We start from the raw sequence: 25,047 nt of genomic DNA, 5'->3' as shown, positions 1-25,047 counted from the left end.
GATACGATCTTATCCGGATATTCCGCTAATATGACAGTTTGCTGACAAAGCAAATGCTCGGGGTCTCAACCCCGAGCTTTCTTTTCTGCCTTGCGCTTGAGATCCGGCGCCATGGCTTCGAGCGCAAGCGATGCAATCGCCTCGTCGAGCGACATGGCGGTCTGGGCCTGCGAGCCCAGACGGCGGATGTTGACCGAGCGCTCTTCGGCTTCGCGCTTGCCGCAGACCACGATGACCGGAACCTTCGTGACCGAATGTTCGCGGACCTTGTAGTTGATCTTCTCGTTGCGGAAGTCGGTCTCTACAGTCAGCCCTGCATCACGCAGGAGTTCGGCAACCTCGCGACCGTAGTCGTCGGCTTCCGAAGTGATCGTCGCGACGACGACCTGCAGCGGCGAAACCCAGAGCGGCATGTGGCCGGCGAAGTTCTCGATCAGGATGCCGAGGAAGCGTTCCATCGAGCCGCAGATCGCGCGGTGGATCATCACCGGCTGGCGCTTTTCGGATTCCTTGTCGATGTAGAAGGCACCGAAACGCTCCGGCAGGTTGAAGTCGACCTGGGTCGTGCCGCACTGCCATTCGCGACCGATCGCGTCCTTCAGGGTGTACTCGAACTTCGGACCGTAGAAGGCGCCCTCGCCCGGCAGAATGCCGGTCTTGATTCGGCCTTCCGACTGCGCCTCGATCGTCTTCAAGACGTCCGTCATCACGCTTTCAGCGCGATCCCAGAGCTCATCGGAACCGACGCGTTTGTCCGGACGGGTGGAGAGCTTGACCACGACTTCCTTGAAGCCGAAGTCCTCGTAGACCGAGAGGATGAGGTCGTTGATGCGCAGGCATTCTTCCGCCATCTGCTCGTCAGTGCAGAAGACATGCGCGTCGTCCTGGGTGAAGCCGCGCACGCGCATCAGCCCGTGCAGGGCGCCCGACGGCTCGTAGCGATGAACGTTGCCGAACTCGGCGAGGCGCACCGGCAGTTCGCGATAGGACTTCAGGCCATGCTTGAAGATCTGGATATGGCCCGGGCAGTTCATCGGCTTCAGCGCAAAGATGCGCTCGTCGTCGGTCTCGTCACCGGCAACGGTCACCTTGAACATGTTGTCCCGGTACCAGCCCCAGTGACCCGAGGTTTCCCAGAGCGACTTGTCGAGCACCTGCGGCGCGTTGACTTCCTGATAGGTGTTGGCGAGCCGGCGACGCATATAGGCAACCAGCGTCTGGAACATGCGCCAGCCCTTGCCATGCCAGAAGACGACGCCCGGGCCTTCTTCCTGGAAATGGAACAGGTCCATTTCGCGGCCGAGGCGACGGTGGTCGCGCTTTTCGGCTTCAGCGAGCACGTGCAGGTACTGGTCGAGCTCTTCCTGGGTGTGCCAGGCGGTGCCGTAAATGCGGGTCAGCATCGCGTTGTTGCTGTCGCCGCGCCAATAGGCGCCGGCCACCTTCATCAGCTTGAAGGCGGTGCCGATCTGGCCGGTCGAGGCCATGTGCGGGCCGCGGCAAAGATCGAACCAGTCGCCCTGATAGTAGATCTTGAGATCCTGCCCTTCGGGGATCGCGTCGACGAGTTCGACCTTGTAGGCCTCGCCCTTGTCGGCAAAAACCTGGCGGGCCTTATCGCGCGACCAGACTTCCTTGGTGAAAGGCTTGTTGCGGGCGATGATCTCCTTCATCCGCTTTTCAATGAGCGGCAGGTCGTCGGGCGTGAAGGGCTCGTTGCGGGCAAAGTCGTAATAGAAGCCGTTGTCGATGACCGGGCCGATGGTCACCTGCGTTCCCGGCCACAGTTCCTGAACGGCCTCCGCCATCACGTGCGCGGCATCGTGGCGGATCAGTTCGAGCGAGCGCTTGTCGTCACGAACGACGATTTCGAGGCGACCATTGGTCACCGGATCGGACAGATCGCGCAGCTCGTCGTCGAGCGCGATCGCAACCGCCTTCTTGGCGAGCGACTTCGAAATCGATTCTGCCACGTCGCGGCCGGTCGTGCCGAAGGGATATTCGCGCACCGAGCCATCAGGAAATGTAAGGGAAACAGGATTCGACATAGTGATCTCCTATCCAGTCCCGCCAACGAATGCGGGTGGTATGGTTGACCGGCAAGGCCGGTGAATTGACGATACAGCGTCGCATCCGTCAGGCGCGCAGAGATCGCTGTAGTGCTTTGGATTGCTGCGTGTTTTTCCCCGAGCCGGAGGACGACCCGCGGAAACACGCCGTAGCCTGATAAAGGGTTTTCGAAAGTGAGTAAAGGCAAAGGCTGCTGCGGAGGCTAGCTGCGCAGCATCTCGCAAAGCCCCTTCACGGTGTTCCAGTTGCGGAACGTCCCGATGCCCAGCCGCTTGGTGGTCATGGCGCCGAGCAGCTTCGATTCGCTCGCCTTGCCCGGGAAATGCACCCAGAGATCGCCATCGACGATCGCCAGTCGCTCGCCGGCGGTGCAGTACCGCCGAAGCCCTTCGAGTGCCGCTTCCGTCAAAGGTTCGCGCATCACCCGGACATGAACCTGCGTCGCGTCCGCCTCGCCCTCCTCATGGAAGGGATTGGCTGCGGCAAGCGTCTGCCAATCGGCGCCCGACCGGACAAGAATGTCGACGTGCCGGCCAAACGTCTCGGCAAAGGCCTTCTCAAGCGGCATTTCGAGGTTCCGAGTGGACGTTTGTTCGGTCTGAAACACCAGATTGCCCGTTGCGACCAACGTCCGCGGCGCTTGATAGCCGAGCCCTTCCGCCATCTTCTTCAGGTCAGCCATGACGACCCGGCGGCCAGGCCCGAGAACGATGCTGTAAAGCAAGGCGACGTAGCTGTTCATCATTCCCCTTGTCAGGCGCGCCAGAAATCCGCTGCGCCCGCCGGCAGCCGGGCGAGCACCCGGTCGAGTTTCGCCTCGTCGATGTTGCGACGCAAGGCGCCAGCGACGTCTGCAATGGCGCTGTCCGGGGAAATATTGTGATCCGGGCGCAGCGCCTGTACCTCGCGGGTCATGGCGATGCGACCCGAAAACGGGAGCCGCGGCTCTTCAAGGTCCCACTCGGCAACGAAGATCGCCCGGATGACAGGCGGCAGGATGTCGGCAAACAAAATGGCATCCTCGATATCGAGCCGGCGCCGAAACGTCTGCAGTACCGCCTGGACCATCGTATAGGCCTGGTTCGTCGTCTGCAGCCCTGCCACGTCGCGGGCATCGAGAAGGAAGCGCTCGAAGTCTAAGGAAGCCTGACGATACTCCATCGGCATGGGCATGGCGGTCATCCAATCTTCGGCCGCGGCCGCCAAAAGCGCCACGGCGCATACCATACGAGGCGCGGTTCAAGCCGCTCCGGCACCGGATCGAAACCATGCGTTCCGCCCGGCCCGCAGCGCGCCACGCGAAACAGCGTCATCCAGCCTCCGGCCCAGAAGCCATGGCGCGCAATCGCCTCATAGCCATATTCCGAACAGGTCGGCAGGTGTCGGCACGAATTGCCGATAAAGCTCGAAAGCGTGAGCTGATAGGCGCGGATGAGCGCCATGCCTAAGAGCCGCCCGGGGGTCTTGCGAAAGGGGCCCGACCAGTTTCGGCCACGGACCGCTGGCGCTGCCTTGTCGTGCGCAGCGTGCCGGCAATTCGGTTCCCCGCACATCTCAGACGGCCGCGAGCAGTCGCCTGGCCTCGATCTGCTCGATGGCATCGACGACCGCATCGAAGGTTAGCATGGTCGATGCGTGGCGCGCCTTGTAGTCCTTCACCGGACGCAGGAAGCGCATATCCTCGAAACGGCCCGAAGGCCCCTCACCGTCCGCCTTCAACATAGCCAGCATGTCCTCGCGCGCCTGGCGGATCTCCTCAGCCCCGGCGCCGACGACATGGCGCGCCATGATCGAGGACGACGCCTGGCCGAGCGCGCAGGCTTTGACGTCATGGGCAAAATCGGTGACGACGTCGCCATCCATCTTCAGCCAGATATGCACCTTGGAGCCGCACAGCTTGGAATGCGCCGTCGCGTCCGCATCGGCATCGCCGAGCGTCCCGATACGGGGAATGTTGCCGGCGAATTCGAGAATTCGGCTGTTGTAGATGTCATCCATCATTTGACGCGATCCGACTGATTTTTCGCGGTTTTGAGTGATCGACGCATGATTTTCTCCGGTAGACGGGAAAAAAGCACGACGCGACACGCTCCGCCTCTTTCATCTCTGTGGCACCATACTATATGCTATGTTGTGTTGGGGCGACAGTTCCGCAAGAGGAACAATGTCGCCTGTTGTTTGGGAAACCGTGCCGGAAGGTCCAGTGCACTGCTAAGCCAGGACCGGAAAGCCCCGGAGCCCGCCAACGGAACCCAAGCCTGCAGGGTTAGGCGAATGGCCAGTGGCGAGTTGTCCGAAAGATAAAACGTCAAGCAATCCCGTATTGCTAAAAGAGGCCATTATGGATGCCATAGTGAAGAATTTTCCTGTGCTCGACGATGCGAGCGGCCGCCCCACCCAGAAGGAGGCCGAGGAAGCGGTGCGCGTTCTTTTGCGCTGGGCTGGCGAAGACCCGCAGCGCGAGGGGCTTTTGGATACGCCCGCGCGCGTGGCCAAGTCCTACCGCGAGCTTTTCAGCGGTTATGATCTGGCTGCCGAAGACGTGCTTGGCCGCACCTTCGAGGAGGTTGCCGGCTACGACGATATGGTGCTCGTCAAGGACATCCCGTTCTATTCGCATTGCGAGCACCACATGGTGCCTATCATCGGCAAGGCGCATGTCGCCTACCTGCCGAACGGGCGCGTGCTCGGCCTGTCGAAGATCGCCCGCGTGGTCGATATTTACGGCCGCCGCCTGCAGACGCAGGAATCGATGACGGCGCAGATCGCCAGGGCGATCGACGAATCGCTCGCCCCGCGCGGCGTTGCCGTCATGATCGAAGCCGAGCATATGTGCATGGCGATGCGCGGCGTGCAGAAGCAAGGCTCGACAACGCTGACGACCACATTTACGGGTACCTTCCAGACGGAGCCGGCCGAGCAGGCGCGGTTCATGACGATGATCAGGGGCTTCAAGTAAGGCTCCGACAGACGGAGCCTTTCCATGACGCTCACCTTCGACGCTCCCTCCTCAGACAAGGCCGAACTGGAAACCGGTCCGGCCTTCACTCCCCGTTTCGATGAAAAGGGGCTGATCACCGCCGTCGTCACCGACGTCAGAGACGGCGAGTTGCTGATGGTCGCCCACATGAACGCGGAGGCCCTGGCCCTGACGATCGAGACCGGCGTGGCCCACTACTACAGCCGCTCGCGCAAGAGCCTCTGGAAGAAGGGCGAAAGCTCCGGGAACCTGCAGACAGTCAAGGAAATCCGCACCGATTGCGACCAGGATGCGATCTGGCTGAAGGTTTCCGTCGCCGGCCACGACGCCACCTGCCACACTGGCCGCCGCTCCTGTTTCTACCGCACCGTCGGCACTGAAGACGGCAAGGCCTCGGTCAAAATCACCGACGACCACAGGCATTTCGACCCCGCCGAGATCTATGATAAAAATTAAGCATCGCGCATCTTTTTGGCGCGGGTGCATGCTATATTTATATTTTGGAAACCAACCGGGCGCCTAATCCTTAAGCAGGGATGCGGCGCAATCGGAACGATCTCGTTCCAAACTGTATTGCAAACTGTATCCAATGTTTATCGGTCGTGCCGCAATCGTCGGTGGGATCGGTGATATACCTTAGACAAAGGTGCCAGTCTTTCAGCAATGAAGCGGACAAGGCCAGCACCGGCGCCGGCTTGGCGGAGCCTCCCCAGGACGCGCGCATGAAATTGCCTCTCTCCAGGATCAATCCCGACCCCTGGAAGTTTAGTCAGCGATGAATTGCCACAGCGACCTTCGCGCATTCTCATCGACGTGTCGCGCTGCGGAGTATTCGGCGGTGTTGGAGGTGCCGGATGTTGAATTGGACGTTTACGCGTAACAATCAGATTACGGATCTGTCCGGACCGGACGGAACATCGATTTCGACAACGCCACCTGAACCGGCGCCACCTCCGCAAAAACCGAAGATCGCAATCGCGCTTGGCGGCGGTGCCGCGCGCGGCTGGGCCCATATCGGCGTGCTGCGCGCGCTCGACGAAGAAGGCATCGAAGTCGGCATGATCGCCGGCACCTCGATCGGCGCGCTCGTCGGTGGCTGCTATCTTGCCGGCAAGCTCGACGAACTCGAAGCCTTCGCCCGCTCCCTCACCGTACGCCGGATCGCCGGCCTGCTCGATTTCGCCATCGGCGGCGGCGGCCTTTTCGGCGGCCTGCGGCTCACCAAGCGCATGCAGGAGCATTTGGAAGGCCTCAGCATCGAAGGCCTCGACAGGCCGTTCATTGCTGTTGCAACGGAAGTTCACAGCGGCCACGAGGTGTGGCTTGAAAAGGGATCGCTGATCACCGCGATCCGGGCCTCCTACGCCCTGCCCGGCATCTTCGAGCCGATCAAGGCGAATGGACGCTTGCTGATCGACGGCGCGCTCGTCAATCCGGTTCCGGTTTCGGTGTGCCGCGCCCATGAGCAGCAACTCGTCGTCGCGGTGAACCTCAACTACGATCTCTATGGCCGCTCGGCCGTCGTCAAACACAGCGCCGGCGCTGAATCCCTGGATGCGCCCGCCAAGGAAGCGCCGCACCAGTCGCGCCTCGGCATGACCAGCGTCATGGTCCAGGCCTTCAACATCATCCAGGACCGGATTTCCCGCGCCCGGCTTGCCGGCGACCCGCCGGACCTGGCGCTGCACCCGAAACTCAACGACATTGGTCTTTCGGAATTCCATCGCGCGGGCGAAGCAATCGATCGCGGCTACCACGAGGCAAAAGCGAGGCTGGTTGAAATTCGCCGCATGCAGGAAGTGCTCGTTCGCTGACGGAGCGTGCGCGGCATGAAAGCCGCGATACGCGGCGGCGCACTTACCGGTCGCCCAGGGTGCATCCTGAACACACGGGTGCTTCGCGGCTCCCAGGGGGATTAAGAGGGCGGCGCAATGCCGCCCTTTCCTGTCAGCCGGCGATATAGGCCTTGATCTGTTCGGTCTCGTGCTCGATGGCGCGGATGTGATGCTTGATCACGTCACCGATCGAGACGATGCCGGCAAGCTGGCCGTTCCTTTCGACCGGCAGGTGACGGGCCCTGAGCTTGCTCATCATTTCCATCAGGGTCTGAACCGACATGTCCTCGGTGCAGCAATAGACATTCTGCCACATGACCGCTGCCACCGGCCTTTCGAGACAGGTCGAACCCTGCTTGGCAATCGCTGCGACGATGTCGCGCTCGGTGAGGATGCCTGCGATCTGATCGTCCGCGTCGAGGATGACGACCGCACCGATATGATTGTCACGCAAGAGGATGGCAGCCTGTTGGACTGTCATCTGAGGGCCGACCGTTACGACATTCCGGCCCTTTTCATCGAGTATGGCTTTTACTGACATGCGCACATCTCCCGTTGCGACAACACCGGGTCGGCAGGGATAGGTCCAGCCATCTCACGTGCGGTACGGTCGGGCGATGGAACCTGTACCCTGGCCGCTTGCGAAAGCCGTCTCGCGTGCTCCTCAGACGCGGATGGCATTCGATTCCCGGCCTACACGGGTCGCCCAGTCTTTCGATCACGGGCGACCGTAACAAATGGTGCGCCAGCGCCCTGGGGAAATCAAGCGCTCACAAGCGCCGTCCGCCGATCTTTCGCTCCGTCAGTCACGCGGATCGAAAAGGCTGAAGAGCAGAAAGCCGAAGAGGAAGCCGCCGATATGCGCTTCCCAGGCCACGCTGCCCGCTCCGCCGGGGGTAAACATGCCAAGGCCGATCAGGAAATTGGTCAGGAACCAGATACCGGCAAAGACCACGACCGAGCGGTTGGCCAGAGCCTCACCGACGTCGAGCCGGCGATTGAGATGGGCAAACTGCCGGCTGATGCGTCCGCTCGGCGAGAAGACGAAGCGCGCGGCAGCCCCCATGAATCCGGACACCACGCCGGAAGCGCCGACGACGACGATCATTTCCCCCCAGTGAAACGCCGTATGCAGCGCGACTGCGGCCGCCGCCGACAGGCACCAGAACACGGCGAGACGCCCCATGCCGATCCGCCGCACGACCGGCGCACCGAAGGCCACCATCCAGAAGATGTTGAAGATCAGATGCTCCCAGCTTCCATGCAGGAAGGAATAGGTGACGGGGCTCCACAGCCAGGCAAGCCCCTGCTCGGCCAATGGGTGATCGTAGCGGGCCGGGAGAAAGGCGAAGTTGAAGATGATCTCCTGATCGATCGCCGGCGGCAGCACGTAGGTTCGCAGAACATGGATTGCGATCAGAAACAGCAGGATGAAGGTCAGCCCCGCCGGCAGATTGAAGGCCGGCTCGCGCGCCGGGTTCGCGGCGCTGTCGCGCTCTGCTTCCGGTGGCGTCGCCGTCTGATCTCGTTCCATGGTTGCTGTGTTCTCCTCTCAATGCGGCCCACACATTCCTGTGCGATCGCGGCAATGGCATGGCATCACCGGAATTAGGACTGGAGTTGGGGCGACCAGCCATAAGCAAACAAAAAAAGACCGTCCAGCAAAAACTGAACGGTCGCCAAGCTCAGATCCGAGCTCCAGTTCAAGTGCCGAAGACAACGCTTCGTAAAGTGATGTCCTCCCCTGCCAGTTGCGGCGGCGCACTGCAACGGAAACCGTTTGTTAACCTTAATTTCCGGCTGGCACGGTTTTCGCTCCTTAATCCTCAGAACCGAAATGCATGGCCGAAGATGTCTCGAACCGGGACACAACGGGCCGCAGGAATGGAATGAAAGAAGCGATGCGCAGCAATACGACGACGGAGCTTTTCCGATACTGGAACACCATTCGCGGGAAGCGCGAGCTTCCGCGCCGCGACGAGCTTGAACCTTCCGACATCAGAACGCTGCTGCCGAACCTGTTCATTCTCGAGCGCGACCGCAATGCCGGCATCTCGTTTCGCCTAGCGGGAACCCAGGTGTGCGCCCTCTTCGGGCAGGAGCTGCGCGGGCGGCAATTCGGCATGCTCTGGCTCGGCAGCCAGGCGGCGAAAACGCAGCGCATCACCGGCCAGGTCATGACGCACCGTGTGCCGCTCGTGCTTTCGGCCAAGGGCCGTACCGCCGACGCGCGGGAAGTCGATATCGAAACCCTGCTTTTGCCGCTTGCCTCCAGCGAAGGCGAAAGTGACCGGGTCCTTGGCGCCCTCTCACCTCTTTCCCGCCCGTATTGGTTGCATGCAACCTCAATCGAATGTCTCGATGCGACGGGCATGAAGGTTCTTGACCCTGATCGGACCGCTGTTTTTCGCGACGAGGAAACCGAACGACAGAGCGATGCCCTTGCGAAATCGCCTGCCGCCGGCGCATTTTCGCGCGAATTCCGCCAGTTCGGGCATCTCCGCATCCTCGAGGGTGGGCGCCGCGATTGATCGCGCCGACTGTCCCGAGATGATGTCAGGGACCAACCGGAGGACGAACCTTCTATTAACTTGAAAAGGCTAAGCTCCGCCAGCCAAGCTATGTCGCCACAGAGTCAACATGTTCTCGTTTCAGCACGCACAGAATACCGCTCCGAAACCGCACCACGAAGGTGCGTTCCAGCGCGTTTCCGTGAATCTGGCGGGGCGGCTGATGCTTGCCAATCGTGACGAGTTCGAGTGCACCGCCATCGACATGTCGCCCGGCGACGTCCTGCTTTCCTCGCCGGCCCAGCCGCGCGCGGGCGAACGCATCATCGCCTATGTCGATCACGTCGGTCGCCTCGAAGGCACGGTGTCTCGCATCGCCGATGGCGCTTTCGTCATCCAGCTCAACGCGACCGAGCGCAAGCGCGAGAAGCTCGCGGCCCAGCTCACCTGGATCGCCAACAAGCATGAGCTCGGCCTGCCCGAAGACCGCCGCCACGATCGCCTTGCGCCGCGCAAAACGGTAACCGAATTGACGCTCGACACCGGCGAAAAGTTCCCGTGCCGCATCATCGACCTTTCGCTGTCCGGTGCTGCCGTCGACATCGAGAACCGCCCGCCGATCGGAACCGCCATCCTCCTGGGAAATATGAAGGGCCGGATCGTCCGTCACTTCCAGGAAGGCTGCGCCATCGAGTTCTTGGGCATCCAGTCCCGTGAGGCACTGACCGAATTCCTCTAACGGCGCGCCTGCGCCGTCCTTCGGCTACCCGCCTTGCATTGAGCAACGCTCCTAGCCCGACCATCTCCCGAACTGTCCTTCAGACATAAAACCGTCTTCGTGCTTCTTTTGTGCGGCAAAGAACCCCCGCTCCCACATCGCTCCGCTCGGCTACGCCCGAGGGAACGCGCTAAAGGCGTGCTCGCTTAGGCCCTACGTCCCCGAGCCCGAAGACACACGATGATCGGTGGCAACCGGAGCGGTATTCGCGAGCAGAAGCGCGCCGCATCCGCGCCTGGATCATTTCGAGACAAGTCCGGCGCCGCGATCAAAATGCTCTCGTCGTCCGCAAATATTTTTCCGGTGGAATTCAAGCGAAAACGCATATTTCAAGTCAAAACTCTCCTGAAGTGGCAAGTACAGACGCTGCAAAGACGCATCTCCTGCCGTGGCCGCGCCGCAGTTTTTGCACCGCCCAGTCGCTCGTTTCCCGCATAACCAAGCAAATACAGCGGGTTAAATGCTTAACAAATTACGTCTCCACCAGCGGGCGGAGCTAAAATCGATAAAATTTGATTCAAATTCGATTCAAATACAAATAAAATTCTATTCTTGTTTTATTCTTATACGACTTTCATTTGTACTTGTTTTTAGCTCGCAAGTTCGCGAGCGATAAAAACGTCTGTGCCATTGTCGAACCATAACGGGGAGACAATCATGCTCAAGACAATCACCAAGCTGATCGCGGTTGCGGTCCTTTTCACCGGCGGCCTTTTCGGCACGGCTCAGGCGCTTCCGGCCAACATGGTCGTGACCGGCTCCACCAACCCGCCGATCGGCCACTACGAGTTCTGCAAGATCTATGCGTCGGAGTGCACCTCCAACGGCAAGGATGGCGGCCCGATGGTGCTGACCCGCGAAGGCTGGCAGAAAATTCTCGAGATCAACTACGACGTCAACCAGGCGATCACTCCGATGACCGACATGGAAATCCATGGCGTCGAAGAGAAGTGGTCCTATCCGGAAACCGTCGGCGATTGTGAAGACTACGTCCTCCTGAAACGCCGCAAGCTGATCGAAAACGGCTTCTCCGCATCCGACCTGCTGATCACCGTCGTGCTGCAGCCGAATGGCGACGGCCATGCCGTCCTCACCGTTCGTACCGACCGCGGCGACTTCATCCTCGACAACATGCGCAACAAGGTGCTGCTGTGGTCGGATACCGAATACACCTACCTCAAGCGCCAATCGACCGAGCATTCCGGCCGCTGGGTCAAGCTTCAGGACGGCCGCACCGTTGCCGTCGGTAGCGTTCGCACGCAGTAAGATCTGATACACAGGCGAGCCGCCACCCGGCGGACGTCTCCCAACGGGCCTCGGTCAGTCCATTTTCCCCGTCCAGACCGAGCCTCGGCCGGTTCCGTGTCCCTCGGAACCGGCCGTTTTTTTGCGGCCTTGCCTCCCCGGACGCACGCAGGCATAGGGCATTCATCGAAAGTTAACCGTCTTCGACCAGCGTCGGGCAAGCGGCGTCCGCCACACTTCGGTCCGCCGCCAACCAGGGGCTCGACACTCGACTTGGGCGCGGCCAACGCGACGGGACGGCCACCATGAGCAACGCTCCAAACGGGATAGACGAACCGGAACTCCGGCCGCTGCTGTCGGCCCGCTTCATCTACCGGGTGACGGCGGTCGTTGTTGTGCTCGCAGCCCTGACGGCGGCAATCGCGTTCGCGGGAAGATGGTTCGGCGAAAACCTGGCGCTGGCCGGTCACACCGCCAGCAGGGAGCCCTACGATATCTTCATCGGACAGGATCATCTGCGGCTGCCGGCGAACATGATCCGCTTCGAGGCCCAACGTGCCACCTCGATCGTCGGGCGTGTCGATGTCTACCTGACATGGCCCGGCCTTGAAGGTTACAGCGACGAAAATCGCGACCTCTTCAACGACGTCGACGCGCCTGAAAATCTGATCTTCCTGCAGATTTCGCAAAGCACGATGTCCCGCGACATGTCGGGTCGGGTGGAGCCGATCTACAAGCAGGTCTTCGACGGCACTCCATCCCCCGGGCCGAACGGACTGCTTTTACATGCGACCAAAGCTGCCTCCAGCTACGCAGGCGAAGTCTTTTATACTGCGGAGCGGACAGGCCAGGCGCCCTACGTGGTCCGCTGCCTGAAATCCGATGCGCAAACCATATCGACCAGCGCCGACTGCCAGCGCGACATTCATGCCGGCAAGGACCTCGTCGTGCTCTACCGCTTCGCCAACAAACTGTTGCCGCAATGGAAGGAAATCGACCACGCGATTACAGCTTTCATCAAAAGCCGAATCGTGCCCTGATTTCGTCCAACTGATGTGGTGCAGGCAGGCACCGCATCATTGCGCTACACCGGAATTGTCTTTGTACGAATGCGTCCGATTCCGGAAACCAATCATTCATCATAAACCGATTGGTAACGCTATGCCGATACTGTCTCGAGAACGGTCGTTCCCGGAGGCGGCGTCCGGACAACCCCATGACATGAGAATAAAGAGCAGCGTAGTGTCCCAAACCGGTTTTTTTGATCTCGCGAAGCGCCCGTTCGGCGCTCTTTCAAAGATGGTAAAGCGGGTCGTCCTGGCAGGCACCATTGCCTCGGTCGCCTTTGTGTTGCCCGGCTTTGCGGCGTCGACCTACGCCAATCCCAAATATTCGGGCATCGTCGTCGATGCCAAGACCGGCAAGATCCTCTATGGCGAGGATGCCGACGAACTGCGCTATCCGGCGTCTCTCACCAAGATGATGACGCTCTACCTCACCTTCGAGGCGCTCGAAGCCGGTCGGATCAGCAAGTCCACGCAGATTCCCTTCTCGAAGAATGCGTCCGCGGAACCCCCGTCGAAGCTCGGCGTGCGCGCCGGCCAGTCGATCACCGTCGAACAGGCGATCCTTTCGCTCGTTACACGGTCGGCCAACGATGCCTCCACGGCACTTGGCGAGTATCTCGGCGGCTCCGAGCAACGCTTCGCCCGTATGATGACGAACAAGGCGCGCGCGCTCGGCATGACGCGCACGACGTACCGCAACGCCAACGGCCTGCCCAATCCGGAACAGCGCACGACCGCACGCGACCAGGCCCGCCTCGGCCTCGCGCTTCGCCAGCATTTCCCGCAGTATTACGACTACTTCTCCACGCGCAGCTTTCGCTTCGGCAAGCAGACCATCGGCAACCACAACCGCCTGCTCGGCAATGTGCGCGGCGTCGACGGCATCAAGACCGGCTACACGCGCGCTTCCGGCTTCAACCTCGTGACCTCGGCCCAGCTCGACGGCCGCAGCATCGTCGCCGTCGTCATGGGCGGCACCTCGGGCGCCAGCCGCGATGCACAGATGCGCCGCCTGGTCGCGAAGTACATGCCGGACGCATCGCGTCGCGGCAACGGCAACCTGATTGCCGAGACCAAGCCGACCCCCGTTCCGGCCGAAGAGACCCAGGTTGCAGCCGCAGCGCCCGTTGCCGAGACGCCGGTCGTCGCAGCCGTCGCCGCTGGCCATGACCTGCCCAACACCGGTCCCGTTCCGGATTTCCGCTACAACGGCGAAAGCGCCAGCAGCGTGCAGATGGCCTATGCCGGCAACAAGCGTGCATCGGACAACCCTGTCCTTTCTCCGAAAATCGTTCCCAACACGCTCGACGCGCAGAGCCTGAAGCTTCGCCAGCCTGCGACCGCAGCGATGGTCGACACCCAGATCACCAATTCCGTGCCGAAGAAGGCAGAGGCTGTTGCCAAGGCAGAGCCTGCTGAAGTCGCAAAGGCCGAGCCGATGCCGGCGCAGCCGCAGGGCTGGGTGATCCAGATCGGTGCCACTCCGGACAAGGATCAGGCCATGACGCTGCTCGGCAACGCCAAGGACAAGGGTGGCAAGGCACTGCGCAACGCGCAGCCGTTCACCGTCGCCTTCGGCCAGGTATACCGCGCCCGCTTCGGCGGCTTCGATGACCAGAATTCGGCAGTCAACGCCTGCAAGGCCTTGAAGAAGAAAGGCATCTCCTGCTGGGCCAGCCAGCAGTAACGACGAAATTTGGCGGCCGGATGTGTTTGTTTTCCGGCCGCCTTCCTCGGATTTGTACAGCGTAACGAGGTTAAACATGGCAATGAACGAGAACGTTCCGGGTGTCACCCCGCTGCCGGGGCGACGGGCTAAACCGTCGCGCATCAATCTGCACCCCCTGCACGAGGCGGCCATGCGCATCGCCGATCTCGGCCTCAATCGATCAAAGGCCAAGACACGCGATCTCGTCGGCATGCTTTTGACGCACGGAGCTCGAGCCTGGCGCTCGACCCAGCCGCGCGCGGGCATCCACCTTCACGTGACGGCGCCAAACCGGCGCCATCCGCTGAAGATGCGGATCACCTGAACATTCACAGTTCGAAAGGCGGCCACGGCCGCCTTTTTGCTTTCTGGCTGGATGATGGTGCGGCCTCGGTAGGACCGTTTCGCGCGCGCAGAAGAGTGCGAAAGCAGGCGACACCTTCAAGGACGCGTTGGTTGCCGCTCGATTGCCAAGAGCTCAGCAAAATGCCCGCGGCATAGGACTTCTAGAGAAGCCCGAGTTCGGCCAGTTCGCGCCGCAGTTCGAGCGGCATCTCGGAGCCGCCGCCCGATAGCGACGCCAGGTCGCGCGGGGCGTCCTTGTCGGTCAGGTAACGCCATCCCTGAAACGCGCGACGCGGCTGCAGTTCGGTTTCGATCACTTCCGGGCCCAGCAGCAGATTACAACGGCCGATACCTTCGCCGTCGGTAAAGGTCTCGATGCCGATGAGCGGCTGGCGCGCCTGCACGCTGCCCTTGATCACCCAGTAGAGCGAGCCGCCTTCCAGCAACTCCTCCACGCGTTTGGGCACCATGCGCGTCGTGTGGAACGAATGCGGCTCGAGGCCGGCGGCCATGGCCGCCATCGCCTTGCGCGAAACCCATTCGCGCAGGTCCTCGATCGATTCCGCTCCGACGCAAAGCTTTATGAGATGTAGAGACATGGCTTTTTTTGAACACCCGTCCGGCCGTTGCGGTCAAGCGGCCAGACGTCGTTCATCCACAATCACCGCAATACGTCCGGTCGATATACCGGCGTCTGGGCTTCGAGAGGCTTGAAAGCCTCAACATTCGACAACGTTGACCGCAAGACCGCCAGTCGATGTTTCCTTGTACTTCTCGTTCATGTCGACGCCCGTCTGCCGCATCGTCTCGATGCAGGCGTCGAGCGGCACGAAATGCTTGCCGTCACCTTTGAGCGCCAGAGAAGCGGCCGTCACCGCCTTGACCGCGCCAAGCGCATTGCGCTCGATGCAGGGCACCTGCACGAGGCCGGCCACAGGATCGCAGGTCATGCCGAGGTGATGTTCGAGTGCAATCTCGGCGGCATTTTCGATCTGCTCGGGGGTACCGCCCATAACGGCAGCAAGGCCCGCCGCCGCCATCGCGGACGCCGAGCCGACTTCGCCCTGACAGCCGACCTCAGCGCCGGAAATCGAGGCGTTGTGCTTGATGATGCCGCCGATCGCGGCAGCCGTCAGCAGATAGTCGCGAATGCCTTCCTGGTCGGCGTCGTCATGGAAATGCATGTAGTAGCGGATCGTCGCCGGCACCACGCCTGCGGCACCGTTGGTGGGCGAAGTGACGACGCGGCCGCCGGCGGCATTTTCCTCGTTGACCGCCATTGCGTAGACGCTCAGCCAATCGTTGGCGAGCAGAGGATTGGCCTTGTTGGAACGCCACTCCTCCTGCAGCTTGTCGTGGATCGAGCGGGCGCGGCGGCGAACCTTCAAGCCGCCGGGCATGATGCCGTCCTGGCTCAAGCCCCGGTCGATGCAATTGCTCATGGCGCCCCAGATGCGGTCGAGCCCGGCGTTCAGCTCGTCCGGCGACATCGTCGCCTCTTCGTTCGCCCGCTTCATCTGCGCAATCGTCAAGCCGGAGCGCGCAGACATGTCCAGCATTTCCTGGGCCGAGGAGAACGGGAACGGCACCTTGACGCCCGTCGCTTTGTTCTTCGAGGCGCGCATGGCCTCAAGTTCCGTGTCGGTCACGACGAAGCCGCCGCCGATCGAATAGTAGATCCGCTTCAACAGCAGCCGGCCGTCACGGTCGAAGGCAGAAAACGACATGCCGTTGGCATGGCCGGGCAACGGCACCTTCTTGTCGAAGACCAGATCGGTCTTCGGCTGGAATTCGTAGGACGGATGGCCCGGCGGTGTAATGCGGCCCGTGCGTTCGACCTCATCGATGAGGGCATCCATGCGATCCGGATCGACGAGATCCGGGCGTTCGCCAACGAGTCCGAGGATCACCGCCCTGCCCGTTCCGTGGCCGATGCCGGTGTGGGCGAGCGAACCGTGCAGGCTCACCTTGATCGCCGCAACGGAGGCATGGGACGGACGTGGCCAGTCGTCGGAAAGGATGAGATCGAGAAAGCGATTGGCGGCCGACATCGGCCCCATCGTATGCGAGCTCGAAGGCCCGATACCAATCTTGAACACGTCGAAGACGGAAAGAAACATAAGCTGCCTGCCCCGGAGACTGACCCGCGACGCACGGGCATGATCGCCCGGCACCGCATTCACGATTGCCTCGATACCACGCTTCGAAGTCTATGCGAACCGGCGTGATACCCTCTTATTTGCTGGTGGATTTTACGCCTTGATCGGTGCCGATTTAAGGAGATCCGCAAGCAGATATAGGAACGAAGCCTAAGCGATCCCATAGCAGGCCGTCAGGCGGTCAACCGACATTCGATCCCGTCCGTGCGACATTGACCTCCCGCAAGGGCTCCGGGTAGCGCCACCGGTTGCCTGGAATCAAAAACGGCGCGGCTTTTGGGAAGCCGCGCCGTCAATCAGTGGACTTTTCTAGATACTAGATATCAAAGGCCGCCGAAAAGATAAGCAAGAACAAGAACGCCAGCGAAACCAGCCACAGCGCGTGCAGTTACGCCCCAGCAAGACTTCTGAATTGTATTGTCCATGATGTCTCCGAAAACACTCTCAACGGCCGCGGGCAGCACAGTGGGCGCCCGCGTCTGGGGCCATGCATATTGAAGAAAGCGTAAATGCGCAATGGGGGAATGTGGCGGAAAGGTGTCAAGCCCGTGCGACCGAACACAGGATCCTGGTGAAAACCGCACAAATGGTCGGTACGGCCGGGAAGAAATTCCGCCGCAATTTCATCACAGTAGTTGACGCGTCGCGGATTCCGACACCGCCCCGGCCACCTTGCAATTTCCAAAAGCCATGCCAAAAACACGTGTATGACCTTCGAAGATTACATAGCGCTTGTCGTGTTTATCCTGCTTTGGGCGGGTTTCAGCTGGGCGACCGATGGCACGCGCGGCTTCAAACGCGTGAGTCTTACGCGCCTCATGAACGAGCATCGCGGCCGCTGGATCCGCAATTCGCTCAACCGCGACCTGAAGATGATCGATACGCAGATCATCGCGGGGCTCCAGGCCGGCACCGCTTTCTTCGCTTCAACAACCATCTTCGCGCTCGGCGGCTGCTTCGCACTGCTCGGCGCTACCGAACAGGCGCAGATGATCTTTGCCGACATGCCCTATGTCTTCCATGGCGGGCGCACGGCGTTCGAGCTGAAGGTCGGCGGCCTCACCTGCCTCTTCGGCTACTCCTTCTTCAAGTTCGGCTGGTCCTACCGGCTGTTCAACTATTGCTCGATCCTGATGGGTGGCATCCCGATGACCGCCGACATGCAGCGGGATCGACATGCGGCGGAGAAGGCGGCCGAACGGGCGATCCGCATGAACGTGCTTGCCGCCAAGCACTTCAACGCCGGTCTCCGGGCGATCTTTCTTTCGATCGGCTATCTCGGCTGGTTCATCAGCCCCTATGTGTTCGTGGCGCTCACCGCCTTCGTCATCTTCGTCTTGACCCGCAGACAGTTCTTCTCGGAGGCGCGTTCCGCGCTCCTCAAGGACGCAACACCCTGACAATCCGCGCAACCGGCGCGCCGGACGGCTGCGGATCGCAGCCGCGGCGTTCCATCAGCAATCAAGGACGCGTGCCTGGCGCAAGCCAGGCCTGCCACTCTTCCTCACGCCAACAGGATGGCGAATGCCCATGTCCGATATCCATGTGACCGCACCGGCAGCAGAGACCCCAGCGAAACCGACAGGCAGGCGGCTCGCCTTCATCGATGTCGCGCGCGGCGTGGCGCTGCTTGCCATGGCGACCTATCACTTCGTCTGGGACCTCGAGTTCTTCGGCTATGTCGCAGCAGGCACGGCCGGCACCGGCGGCTGGAAGATTTTTGCGCGGCTAATTGCCAGCAGCTTCCTGTTTCTTGCCGGCTACAGCCTCGTGCTCGGACAATGGCCGACGATCCGCATCAATGCGTTCCTGCGCCGTTTCGCCAAGATCGCCGGCGCCGCAGCGCTGATCACGATTGCCACCTATTTTGCCTTCCCGGACACCTTCATCTTCTTCGGCATCCTGCACGCGATCGCCGCGGCAAGCCTGATCGGTCTGATATTCCTCAGGCTTCCTGCCGTCGTTTCCTTCGCCGCAGCCGCCGCGGCCATCGCGGCACCCTTCTATCTGCGCTCGCCGATCTTCGATGCGCCCTGGCTCTGGTGGGTCGGTCTGTCCGAGACGCTGCCACGGTCCAACGACTACGTGCCGCTTTTGCCGTGGCTCGGGCCGTTTCTGCTCGGCCTTGGTGCCGCCAAGCTCTTCCACGCGCGGCTGGTATCCGCTCTTGCAAGCCGGCCCTCCACAGATGGCAAGGGGCGGCTGTGGATGACGCCCCTCGTCTTCGGCAGCCGTCACAGTCTGGCCATATACCTCATTCACCAGCCCGTGCTCATCGGACTGGTCTATCTCTTCTCGCTGATCTCTCCGCCGACACTGCCGGATCCCAAGGAAGCCTACCGCAGCAATTGCGTTGCGGCCTGCAACCAGGGAAATCCAGCCGTGCCGTGCGACAGCTTCTGCGGCTGCACCCTCGACCGTCTGGTGGAACAGAACCTGTTCGACAGCCTGAACAGGGGAGAGATCAACGTCAGCAGCGATGAACGCATTGCGCGAATCGCGCAGCAATGCACAATGAACGTGCAATCAGGGGACTAGGACATGAATGCCTATCGTGCCAAGCCGCTGAACTTCCCATGGCCGGCCCTTCTCTACGGGGTCGCCACTTTTGCGGCGCTTCTACTGGCGCGACATTTTCCCATTCCGGTGGCACATGGCCACGGCTGGTTTCCCTGGATCAGCGGCGGCGCTCTGATTGTCGTCGCGATCTGGCTGGCCCTCTGGGCCGTCAAAACTCTCCTCGATCGGCATACAGCGGTCATGCCCTACCGATCGGCCACATGCCTGGTTACCTACGGTCCGTTCCGCTTCACCCGCAATCCGATCTATCTCGGCTACACCTTGATGATGATCGGCTTTGGTTTGGCGACGCTCAATCCCTGGTTCTTCATCATGGCAATCGCAGCCGTGATGCTCACGACGCTCTTTGCCATCCGCAGTGAAGAGCGGCACCTGCTATCGCGCTTCGGTTTCGAATTCGAGCGCTACTGCCGGCATACCAGCCGTTGGATCTGAGCGGCGGCAGGGATACACGCCGCAAAAAGGGCAGCGCGAACGCTACCCTTCGAAATTTCCAGACATAAACCAGCAACCCTTCAGGTGCCGACGCCGATTTCGGCCAAACGCGTCAGGCACGCTTCCTCGACATTGTCGAGTTCCGTCAGCGTATCGTCGATGTCCTTGCGCTTCTGGCGCAGCTCTTCGCGCTTTTCCTCGACGCGCGACATCAGCAGCTGAAGCTGGCCGAGCTCGCCGGGCGGGTCCTTGTAGACCTGAATGATTTCACGGATCTCGGCGATGGTGAAGCCGATGCGGCGCCCTCGCAGAATCTCCTGAATGAGCCGCCGGTCGGCCGGCCGGAACAGGCGCGTGCGACCACGGCGCTCCGGATGGATGAGGCCCTCGTCCTCATAGAAACGCAGCGTTCGCGTGGAAATGCCGAATTCCCGCGTCAATTCGGTGATGCTATAGTATTTATCCACGCTGCCATTCCATGTGTTCCTGGGCATGCACTATCGTTGACCTTGACGTAAAAGTCAAACAACGCGCCACGTTACGTGACGTGGAACCACCAGGTGGCGATGCCGAGAAAGCTGAAGAAGCCGGTGATATCGGTAATGGCCGTCACGAAGACGGCGGAAGAGACCGCCGGGTCGGCGCCAAAGCGATCGAGGCAGAGCGGCACGAGGATACCGCCAAGGGCCGCAGCCATCATGTTGATCAGCATCGCAGTTGCGATGATGCCGCCGATGTTCGGGTCCTGAAACCAGAGACCGGCAAGAAGCCCGATCAGCGTGCCGAAGATCATGCCGTTGAGCAGCCCAACGCCGGCTTCACGCCGGATGATGCGCGGCGCGTTGTGAATGTCGAGACCCCGTGTTGCGAGCGCGCGCACGGTAACGGTCATCGTCTGCGAACCGGCATTGCCGCCCATGCCCGCAACGATCGGCATCAGGATGGCGAGAGCCACGATCTGCTGGATCGTCGCGTCGAAGAGGCCGATGACCGAAGCGGAGATGCAGGCGGTCATCGAATTGATGAACAGCCAGGGCACGCGCGAGCGCGATGCCTCCCCGACGGAGTCCGAAAGCTCTTCGTCGCCGACGCCGCTCAGGCGCAGCAAGTCTTCCTCGGCCTCTTCCTGAATGACGTCGACGACGTCATCGATGGTGAGCACGCCAACAAGCCTGCCATTGTCATCGACGACGGCCGCAGAAAGAAGGTCGTATTGCTCGAATAGCTGGGCCGCCTCTTCCTGGTCCATCTCGGCCGGAATGGCATGGCTGGTGTCGTGCATGATCGCATCGACCTTGACCGAACGCTTGGTTCGGAGGATGCGGTCGAGGTCAATGGCGCCGAGCAGCTTGAAGGTCGGGTCGATCACGAAGATCTGCGTGAAACTCTCCGGCAGGTCCTCGTCTTCGCGCATGTAGTCGATCGTCTGGCCGACAGTCCAGAATGGCGGCACCGCCACGAACTCGGTCTGCATGCGCCGGCCGGCCGTGCTTTCGGGGTAATCCAGCGAGCGTCGCAGGCGAACCCGTTCGGTAAACGGCAGCTTCGCCAGGATCTCGTCCTGGTCTTCCTGGTCCAGGTCTTCCAGAATGTAGACCGCATCGTCCGAATCCATCTCGCCGATGGCCTCGGCGATCTGTTCGTTCGGCATGTGCTCGACGATATCGAGACGGATCGCTTCGTCGACCTCCGTCAGTGCCGAAAGGTCGAATTCCTTGCCGAGCAGCGAAACCAGCGCCAGGCGCTGATCGGGCTGGATCGCCTCGAGCAGGTCACCCATTTCCGACGAGTGCAGGTGGGCAACGTGCTGGCGCAGATAGATCGTATCGCGGTCGGCGATTGCCGCGCCGACATGCATGAGAAAATCAGAGCGGATAGAACCGTCGTCGGCATAAATGTCCGAGCCGTCAAAGGCCTTGACGTCTTCTGAGCCGCGGTCTTCGTCGCCAGTATTGCTCATGCGCGCCCTCGAAACGATTTGCTGCTTCCCGGCCGTCCGCCTCGCGAGCCGGAAAGAATGCGTCCACTGACGTTTGCCTCGCCCTCATCCGCCGCCATGGGCGGGAATTCTGGCCTTACAGCGTGCTAGCGCAAAGCCCTGCCGAGGTCCACAGCACAGATACCACCGGGCGCGCCGCAACAACAGATTTATTCAAGCTGTTGCAAATACATGAAAAACCGGCTGCTTCTCGACACAGTCGACATCGACCGCGCGATCGGCTAGCACTTCAGTCGAGATATCGGAGGCGCAACACCCATTTGGCGCCGCCAAGGAAGATCTGATGGCCATTCGCCCCATTGTCCGCTTTCCCAACCCGCTGCTGACGCGGAAGGCGGAGACGATCACCCGCTTCGACGCGGCATTAGAGGCGCTGGCCGCGGACCTTCTCGACACGATGCGGGACGCCCCCGGCGTCGGCATCACCGCGCCGCATATCGGCATCCTGGAGCGCGTGACGGTGATCGAGCTCGATCGCGAAAGCGGCGCCAGGACCTTCGTCAATCCGGAGGTCATCTGGCGTAGCGACGAGAAGGCGACCCATACGGAAGGCAGCGTCTCGATGCCGGGCATCCTTGAAGAGGTCGAACGCCCCCGCGCCGTTCGCGTCCGCTACCAGACGCTTGGCGGCGAGACGATCGACGAGGAAGCCGACGGCTTCATGGCCACCTGCCTGCAGCACGAAATCGACCAGCTCGACGGCATCTTCTGGACACAACGGCTCTCGCGCCTGAAGCGCGATCGCGCCATCAAGAAGTTCGAAAAGCTGACCAGGGAGCAGGCGCGCGGCTAGCGCACCGATTCCCTGCTCGCAACATCACGTCATAGTCACCAAGGACCGAACCATGAAACCGACCTATCTCGCCCTCATCGGCCTCCTCGCGCTCGCCGGCTGCAACAGCGCCCAGCAAGATCTCGAGCCCCTGCCCCAGAGCCTGACCTATGGCGAGAACGCGGCCAGCAGGAAGACACAGGCCGCACCGGGCGCCATGATCCAGAACCGCTTCATGTATGAAGGCCAGATGGTCTACGAGACCTACGAGGTTCAGCCCGACCGCACCTACAAGCTCGTCCGCCGCCGCATGGACCAGAGCGGACCTGCCGGCAACAACTGACACGGATCAGGGCGGACGGGCGCAGCGACCTCTGTCGCCCGTCGCCGCTATGTATTTCGAGCCGCGTACACCGCCGTTTCGAAATCGAGATAGCTCCCGAACGAAGCGGGATCGGCAAAGGGCAGTATCTGTGTCGCCCACAGGCCACCGAGACCGTTTTGGCGATCTATCCAGTAGTAGAGGTTCGCAAGCCCCGCCCAGGCTAACGCACCGGCTGGCCGTCCCGTCGGTGCTGCTTCATCGTTGATCATGAAGCTTATCCCCCAGGACTTCGGCATGCCGGGGAAAAATTCGGCGTCGTGCGACAGGCTTCTTATTACCCCCGGGAGCCTCTTGATCTTCCTTTCTCCGAGGCCGTTCCTTGCCGCCATTTCGACCGTTTCCGTCTTCAGCACCCGACCGCCGGGTGACATCCCGTCGTTGAGCCACATGCGGATAAATTTGGCGTAGTCGACGGCCGTCGAATAGAGACCGTGCCCGCCCATCTGGACCTCCGGGTCCTGCGGGAGCCTGAAATCAGGCAACGGCGACAAACGTCCGGCATCGTCCCTTTGGTGCAAGGTAACCACGCGGGATGTCATGGATGCGGTCATTGCAAAGCCGGTGTCTTCCATGCCAAGCGGCTGGAGGATGCGTTCCGCCATCACAGCGCCAAGCCGCTTGCCGGTGATGCTCTCCACGACCTGCCCGGCCCAGTCCAGGCTGCTCCCATATTCCCAGTCGTCGCCCGGATCGAAGAGCAAAGGCGTCCGGATGGATGCATGGGACGCGGTGATCACGCTCGGCTGTCCATGTTGCCGCGCCAACCGGGCATAGGTCTCGTTGAAAAAATCGTAGCCAAAACCGGCCGTGTGCAGGAGCAGCATGCGCGTGGTGATGTCCCGTTTGGGCGGGCGGAGTTTCGGATTCCCCGCGAGGTCAAACCCCTCGATCACCTGCAGCGTGCCGATTTCGGGCGCGTATTGCCTGGCGGGAGCGTCGAGATCGAGCTTGCCCTCCTCGACCAATTGCAGGCAGACCGTCGCCGTGATCGCCTTCGTCATCGAGAAGATCGCAAAGACGCTGTCGATGGTCATATCCGTCGCGCCAGCCAAAGAGCGCTTTCCGGTGGCGCCCGCGTAAAAATTGCCATGGCGATCCGTGGCGATTGCGACAACGCCTGGCACGCCATCGGCGGAAGCGACCGCGGTATTGAGGATTGCATCGGCAGCAGTCTTGAGATCGCCGGACAAAGGAACCTCCCGCACAGCCAAGGCTTCGACACGCGTGGCGGTCGTGCCACCCTTCACGTTGAACCGCCGCGCAAATCTTAACATCAAAGGGCGGCCCAAGCCATTTTCTAACGGCTGTGGAAAAAGAGTGCCGTCGGCCAACTCAGCGCGAAACGAGCGAGACTCGGATTGCCAGAAGGCATCGCGATGCCGCCGATCAGGGCGCGCCAGAACGGGGAAGCTAAACATGGATTTGAAACAAAAAACCCGGCCGAAGCCGGGTATTTGGTGCGGTCGAGAAGACTCGAACTTCCACGGGTTGCCCCACAGCGACCTCAACGCTGCGCGTCTACCAATTCCGCCACGACCGCATCGTGGTAGGGCCGACTTGCGTCGGCGCGGCTGCATGTAGCAAAAGCCCCTTGAGTGCACAAGGGATGGCTGTGGACAAATTAAACGATGGCGACGGACGGGAGGGCATTCACAGTGCGGCGCTAAAAAAGTCAGCGTTCAGCGCGCGCATTTCAGACCAGCGAACGAACCTCCCCGACGCCTTTCGAGGCTCGCTCTCGCCACGACGGGATCGTCGGCAATTCGTTCGGCATTCGCGCGCAAGATGAGCGACGGCCGCCACCCCTATTCGAACGCATGATATGGACTGGAAGACAAAAGGGATGCGCCGGTTGCGCCCGGGCAGAAGGCCTATTTGGCTAACACCAGGATTAAAAACAAAAAACCCGGCCGAAGCCGGGTTTTTTTGGTGCGGTCGAGAAGACTCGAACTTCCACGGGTTGCCCCACAGCGACCTCAACGCTGCGCGTCTACCAATTCCGCCACGACCGCATCGTGGTAGGGCCGACTTGCGTCGACGGGGCTGCATGTAGCAAAAGCCCCTGGGGGGCACAAGGGGATCACGACAGAATTTTGACGGGAAATGAAACTATTTCAACAGCCCGCCCGAGGAGCCCCGGAAACGCTGGACTCTTGCCTCGCGCCATCCCATGTACAGG

27 protein-coding genes and 2 tRNA genes are annotated in these 25,047 nt (G+C 61.3%); 15 read left to right on the top strand and 14 right to left on the bottom strand.

Annotated features, from left to right (window positions below):
• Positions 1-65: 65 nt before the first annotated feature.
• From thrS to IB279_RS07620, 5 genes are all read right to left on the bottom strand, one after another.
• On the bottom strand, positions 66-2,048 hold the full coding sequence (thrS, locus tag IB279_RS07640; RefSeq protein ID WP_060582497.1) for a threonine--tRNA ligase: 1,983 nt from the start codon (positions 2,046-2,048) through the stop codon (positions 66-68).
• Between the two features lie 224 nt (positions 2,049-2,272).
• On the bottom strand, positions 2,273-2,812 hold the full coding sequence (locus IB279_RS07635; protein ID WP_113187857.1) for a DUF1697 domain-containing protein: 540 nt from the start codon (positions 2,810-2,812) through the stop codon (positions 2,273-2,275).
• Positions 2,813-2,823: 11 nt separating this feature from the next.
• On the bottom strand, positions 2,824-3,252 hold the full coding sequence (locus IB279_RS07630) for a DUF2267 domain-containing protein (RefSeq protein WP_060582498.1): 429 nt from the start codon (positions 3,250-3,252) through the stop codon (positions 2,824-2,826).
• Positions 3,249-3,623 carry a membrane protein insertion efficiency factor YidD gene (gene yidD / locus IB279_RS07625; RefSeq protein WP_060582499.1) on the bottom strand — a complete coding sequence of 125 codons (375 nt, stop codon included), beginning with the start codon at positions 3,621-3,623 and terminating at the stop codon, positions 3,249-3,251. Before yidD ends, IB279_RS07630 begins: the two co-directional genes overlap by 4 nt.
• Position 3,624: 1 nt before the next feature.
• The gene (locus IB279_RS07620) at positions 3,625-4,071 is read right to left on the bottom strand and encodes an iron-sulfur cluster assembly scaffold protein (RefSeq protein ID WP_034795955.1); all 447 of its coding nucleotides are present in this window, start codon (positions 4,069-4,071) and stop codon (positions 3,625-3,627) included.
• Between the two features lie 340 nt (positions 4,072-4,411).
• Here IB279_RS07620 and folE point away from each other — a divergent pair, with 340 nt between their 5' ends.
• The 3 genes from folE to IB279_RS07605 all read left to right on the top strand — a co-directional run bounded on the left by folE (position 4,412) and on the right by IB279_RS07605 (position 6,864).
• Positions 4,412-5,029 (top strand): GTP cyclohydrolase I FolE, encoded by a 618-nt coding sequence (gene folE, locus IB279_RS07615; protein WP_034795957.1) that lies wholly within the window; start codon positions 4,412-4,414, stop codon positions 5,027-5,029.
• A 24-nt stretch (positions 5,030-5,053) separates the two neighbouring features.
• Positions 5,054-5,506: a phosphoribosyl-AMP cyclohydrolase gene (hisI, locus tag IB279_RS07610; protein WP_060516845.1), complete on the top strand. Its 453-nt coding sequence runs from the start codon at positions 5,054-5,056 to the stop codon at positions 5,504-5,506.
• Positions 5,507-5,904: 398 nt separating this feature from the next.
• Complete coding sequence (locus IB279_RS07605) at positions 5,905-6,864, top strand: patatin-like phospholipase family protein (RefSeq protein ID WP_034795962.1); 960 nt, start codon at positions 5,905-5,907, stop codon at positions 6,862-6,864.
• 133 nt (positions 6,865-6,997) lie between these two features.
• Here the strand turns inward: IB279_RS07605 and IB279_RS07600 are convergent, their stop codons facing one another.
• Complete coding sequence (locus IB279_RS07600) at positions 6,998-7,426, bottom strand: CBS domain-containing protein (protein WP_034795965.1); 429 nt, start codon at positions 7,424-7,426, stop codon at positions 6,998-7,000.
• Between the two features lie 261 nt (positions 7,427-7,687).
• Positions 7,688-8,419: a rhomboid family intramembrane serine protease gene (locus tag IB279_RS07595; RefSeq protein WP_034795968.1), complete on the bottom strand. Its 732-nt coding sequence runs from the start codon at positions 8,417-8,419 to the stop codon at positions 7,688-7,690.
• A gap of 367 nt (positions 8,420-8,786) precedes the next feature.
• Between IB279_RS07595 and IB279_RS07590 the strand changes: the two genes are divergently transcribed.
• The 7 genes from IB279_RS07590 (at position 8,787) to IB279_RS07560 (ending at position 14,518) form a co-directional block, all read left to right on the top strand.
• Positions 8,787-9,416: a PAS domain-containing protein gene (locus IB279_RS07590; RefSeq protein WP_246801857.1), complete on the top strand. Its 630-nt coding sequence runs from the start codon at positions 8,787-8,789 to the stop codon at positions 9,414-9,416.
• 109 nt (positions 9,417-9,525) lie between these two features.
• Complete coding sequence (locus IB279_RS07585) at positions 9,526-10,134, top strand: PilZ domain-containing protein (RefSeq protein ID WP_034795971.1); 609 nt, start codon at positions 9,526-9,528, stop codon at positions 10,132-10,134.
• 219 nt (positions 10,135-10,353) lie between these two features.
• Positions 10,354-10,611, top strand: coding sequence for a hypothetical protein (locus IB279_RS07580; protein WP_156400714.1), 258 nt, complete (start codon positions 10,354-10,356; stop codon positions 10,609-10,611).
• Positions 10,612-10,830: 219 nt separating this feature from the next.
• Entirely contained in the window at positions 10,831-11,439 is a 609-nt protein-coding gene (locus IB279_RS07575; RefSeq protein ID WP_034795974.1) for a transglutaminase-like cysteine peptidase, read from the top strand.
• A 284-nt stretch (positions 11,440-11,723) separates the two neighbouring features.
• Positions 11,724-12,458, top strand: coding sequence for a hypothetical protein (locus IB279_RS07570; protein WP_060516839.1), 735 nt, complete (start codon positions 11,724-11,726; stop codon positions 12,456-12,458).
• A 181-nt stretch (positions 12,459-12,639) separates the two neighbouring features.
• The gene (locus tag IB279_RS07565; RefSeq protein ID WP_113187849.1) at positions 12,640-14,172 is read left to right on the top strand and encodes an SPOR domain-containing protein; all 1,533 of its coding nucleotides are present in this window, start codon (positions 12,640-12,642) and stop codon (positions 14,170-14,172) included.
• A 76-nt stretch (positions 14,173-14,248) separates the two neighbouring features.
• A complete protein-coding gene (locus IB279_RS07560) occupies positions 14,249-14,518 on the top strand; it encodes a hypothetical protein (RefSeq protein ID WP_034795983.1) in 270 nt (89 codons plus the stop codon).
• Positions 14,519-14,699: 181 nt separating this feature from the next.
• Here IB279_RS07560 and IB279_RS07555 read toward each other — a convergent pair whose 3' ends face one another.
• Both IB279_RS07555 and IB279_RS07550 read right to left on the bottom strand, forming a co-directional pair.
• A complete protein-coding gene (locus IB279_RS07555) occupies positions 14,700-15,137 on the bottom strand; it encodes a DUF1489 family protein (protein WP_034795986.1) in 438 nt (145 codons plus the stop codon).
• A gap of 120 nt (positions 15,138-15,257) precedes the next feature.
• Positions 15,258-16,658, bottom strand: coding sequence for an L-serine ammonia-lyase (locus IB279_RS07550; RefSeq protein ID WP_034795990.1), 1,401 nt, complete (start codon positions 16,656-16,658; stop codon positions 15,258-15,260).
• A 746-nt stretch (positions 16,659-17,404) separates the two neighbouring features.
• Between IB279_RS07550 and IB279_RS07545 the strand changes: the two genes are divergently transcribed.
• From IB279_RS07545 to IB279_RS07535, 3 genes are all read left to right on the top strand, one after another.
• Positions 17,405-18,097: a DUF599 domain-containing protein gene (locus tag IB279_RS07545; protein ID WP_192339135.1), complete on the top strand. Its 693-nt coding sequence runs from the start codon at positions 17,405-17,407 to the stop codon at positions 18,095-18,097.
• A gap of 130 nt (positions 18,098-18,227) precedes the next feature.
• A complete protein-coding gene (locus IB279_RS07540; protein ID WP_060517381.1) occupies positions 18,228-19,235 on the top strand; it encodes a heparan-alpha-glucosaminide N-acetyltransferase in 1,008 nt (335 codons plus the stop codon).
• A 3-nt stretch (positions 19,236-19,238) separates the two neighbouring features.
• Positions 19,239-19,712 carry an isoprenylcysteine carboxylmethyltransferase family protein gene (locus IB279_RS07535; RefSeq protein WP_113187850.1) on the top strand — a complete coding sequence of 158 codons (474 nt, stop codon included), beginning with the start codon at positions 19,239-19,241 and terminating at the stop codon, positions 19,710-19,712.
• An 80-nt stretch (positions 19,713-19,792) separates the two neighbouring features.
• Here the strand turns inward: IB279_RS07535 and IB279_RS07530 are convergent, their stop codons facing one another.
• Positions 19,793-20,179, bottom strand: a complete 387-nt coding sequence (locus IB279_RS07530) for a MerR family DNA-binding transcriptional regulator (protein WP_089044566.1) — start codon at positions 20,177-20,179, stop codon at positions 19,793-19,795.
• 71 nt (positions 20,180-20,250) lie between these two features.
• Positions 20,251-21,672: a magnesium transporter gene (gene mgtE, locus IB279_RS07525; protein ID WP_113187851.1), complete on the bottom strand. Its 1,422-nt coding sequence runs from the start codon at positions 21,670-21,672 to the stop codon at positions 20,251-20,253.
• 322 nt (positions 21,673-21,994) lie between these two features.
• On the opposite strand from mgtE, the gene IB279_RS07520 reads away from it, so the two are divergent.
• Entirely contained in the window at positions 21,995-22,504 is a 510-nt protein-coding gene (locus tag IB279_RS07520) for a peptide deformylase (RefSeq protein ID WP_113187852.1), read from the top strand.
• A gap of 52 nt (positions 22,505-22,556) precedes the next feature.
• Positions 22,557-22,826: a hypothetical protein gene (locus tag IB279_RS07515; protein WP_034796014.1), complete on the top strand. Its 270-nt coding sequence runs from the start codon at positions 22,557-22,559 to the stop codon at positions 22,824-22,826.
• Positions 22,827-22,873: 47 nt separating this feature from the next.
• On the opposite strand, the gene IB279_RS07510 is transcribed toward IB279_RS07515, so the two are convergent.
• The 3 genes from IB279_RS07510 to IB279_RS07500 form a co-directional block, all read right to left on the bottom strand.
• Positions 22,874-24,058, bottom strand: coding sequence for a serine hydrolase (locus tag IB279_RS07510; RefSeq protein WP_113187858.1), 1,185 nt, complete (start codon positions 24,056-24,058; stop codon positions 22,874-22,876).
• 265 nt (positions 24,059-24,323) lie between these two features.
• Positions 24,324-24,408, bottom strand: a tRNA-Leu gene (locus tag IB279_RS07505).
• 387 nt (positions 24,409-24,795) lie between these two features.
• Positions 24,796-24,880 (bottom strand) — tRNA-Leu (locus IB279_RS07500).
• Positions 24,881-25,047 lie beyond the last annotated feature (167 nt).

This window comes from Ensifer sp. ENS06, assembly GCF_014852205.1.
GTDB lineage: Bacteria > Pseudomonadota > Alphaproteobacteria > Rhizobiales > Rhizobiaceae > Ensifer > Ensifer adhaerens.
The sequence above is the reverse complement of the archived record's forward strand: the minus strand, read 5'-3'. Positions and strand labels throughout refer to the sequence as shown.

Coding starts and splice junctions, on each gene's coding strand:
- IB279_RS07540 (WP_060517381.1), top strand. CDS start 18,228: ATGTCCGATATCCATGTGACCGCACCGGCAGCAGAGACCCCAGCGAAA.
- IB279_RS07620 (WP_034795955.1), bottom strand. CDS start 4,071: ATGATGGATGACATCTACAACAGCCGAATTCTCGAATTCGCCGGCAAC.
- thrS (WP_060582497.1), bottom strand. CDS start 2,048: ATGTCGAATCCTGTTTCCCTTACATTTCCTGATGGCTCGGTGCGCGAA.
- IB279_RS07585 (WP_034795971.1), top strand. CDS start 9,526: ATGTTCTCGTTTCAGCACGCACAGAATACCGCTCCGAAACCGCACCAC.
- mgtE (WP_113187851.1), bottom strand. CDS start 21,672: ATGAGCAATACTGGCGACGAAGACCGCGGCTCAGAAGACGTCAAGGCC.
- IB279_RS07535 (WP_113187850.1), top strand. CDS start 19,239: ATGAATGCCTATCGTGCCAAGCCGCTGAACTTCCCATGGCCGGCCCTT.
- IB279_RS07555 (WP_034795986.1), bottom strand. CDS start 15,137: ATGTCTCTACATCTCATAAAGCTTTGCGTCGGAGCGGAATCGATCGAG.
- IB279_RS07545 (WP_192339135.1), top strand. CDS start 17,405: ATGACCTTCGAAGATTACATAGCGCTTGTCGTGTTTATCCTGCTTTGG.
- IB279_RS07565 (WP_113187849.1), top strand. CDS start 12,640: ATGAGAATAAAGAGCAGCGTAGTGTCCCAAACCGGTTTTTTTGATCTC.
- IB279_RS07590 (WP_246801857.1), top strand. CDS start 8,787: ATGCGCAGCAATACGACGACGGAGCTTTTCCGATACTGGAACACCATT.
- hisI (WP_060516845.1), top strand. CDS start 5,054: ATGACGCTCACCTTCGACGCTCCCTCCTCAGACAAGGCCGAACTGGAA.
- IB279_RS07605 (WP_034795962.1), top strand. CDS start 5,905: ATGTTGAATTGGACGTTTACGCGTAACAATCAGATTACGGATCTGTCC.
- IB279_RS07580 (WP_156400714.1), top strand. CDS start 10,354: ATGATCGGTGGCAACCGGAGCGGTATTCGCGAGCAGAAGCGCGCCGCA.
- IB279_RS07550 (WP_034795990.1), bottom strand. CDS start 16,658: ATGTTTCTTTCCGTCTTCGACGTGTTCAAGATTGGTATCGGGCCTTCG.
- IB279_RS07600 (WP_034795965.1), bottom strand. CDS start 7,426: ATGTCAGTAAAAGCCATACTCGATGAAAAGGGCCGGAATGTCGTAACG.
- IB279_RS07515 (WP_034796014.1), top strand. CDS start 22,557: ATGAAACCGACCTATCTCGCCCTCATCGGCCTCCTCGCGCTCGCCGGC.
- IB279_RS07635 (WP_113187857.1), bottom strand. CDS start 2,812: ATGAACAGCTACGTCGCCTTGCTTTACAGCATCGTTCTCGGGCCTGGC.
- IB279_RS07575 (WP_034795974.1), top strand. CDS start 10,831: ATGCTCAAGACAATCACCAAGCTGATCGCGGTTGCGGTCCTTTTCACC.
- yidD (WP_060582499.1), bottom strand. CDS start 3,623: ATGTGCGGGGAACCGAATTGCCGGCACGCTGCGCACGACAAGGCAGCG.
- IB279_RS07630 (WP_060582498.1), bottom strand. CDS start 3,252: ATGACCGCCATGCCCATGCCGATGGAGTATCGTCAGGCTTCCTTAGAC.
- IB279_RS07520 (WP_113187852.1), top strand. CDS start 21,995: ATGGCCATTCGCCCCATTGTCCGCTTTCCCAACCCGCTGCTGACGCGG.
- IB279_RS07595 (WP_034795968.1), bottom strand. CDS start 8,419: ATGGAACGAGATCAGACGGCGACGCCACCGGAAGCAGAGCGCGACAGC.
- folE (WP_034795957.1), top strand. CDS start 4,412: ATGGATGCCATAGTGAAGAATTTTCCTGTGCTCGACGATGCGAGCGGC.
- IB279_RS07560 (WP_034795983.1), top strand. CDS start 14,249: ATGGCAATGAACGAGAACGTTCCGGGTGTCACCCCGCTGCCGGGGCGA.
- IB279_RS07570 (WP_060516839.1), top strand. CDS start 11,724: ATGAGCAACGCTCCAAACGGGATAGACGAACCGGAACTCCGGCCGCTG.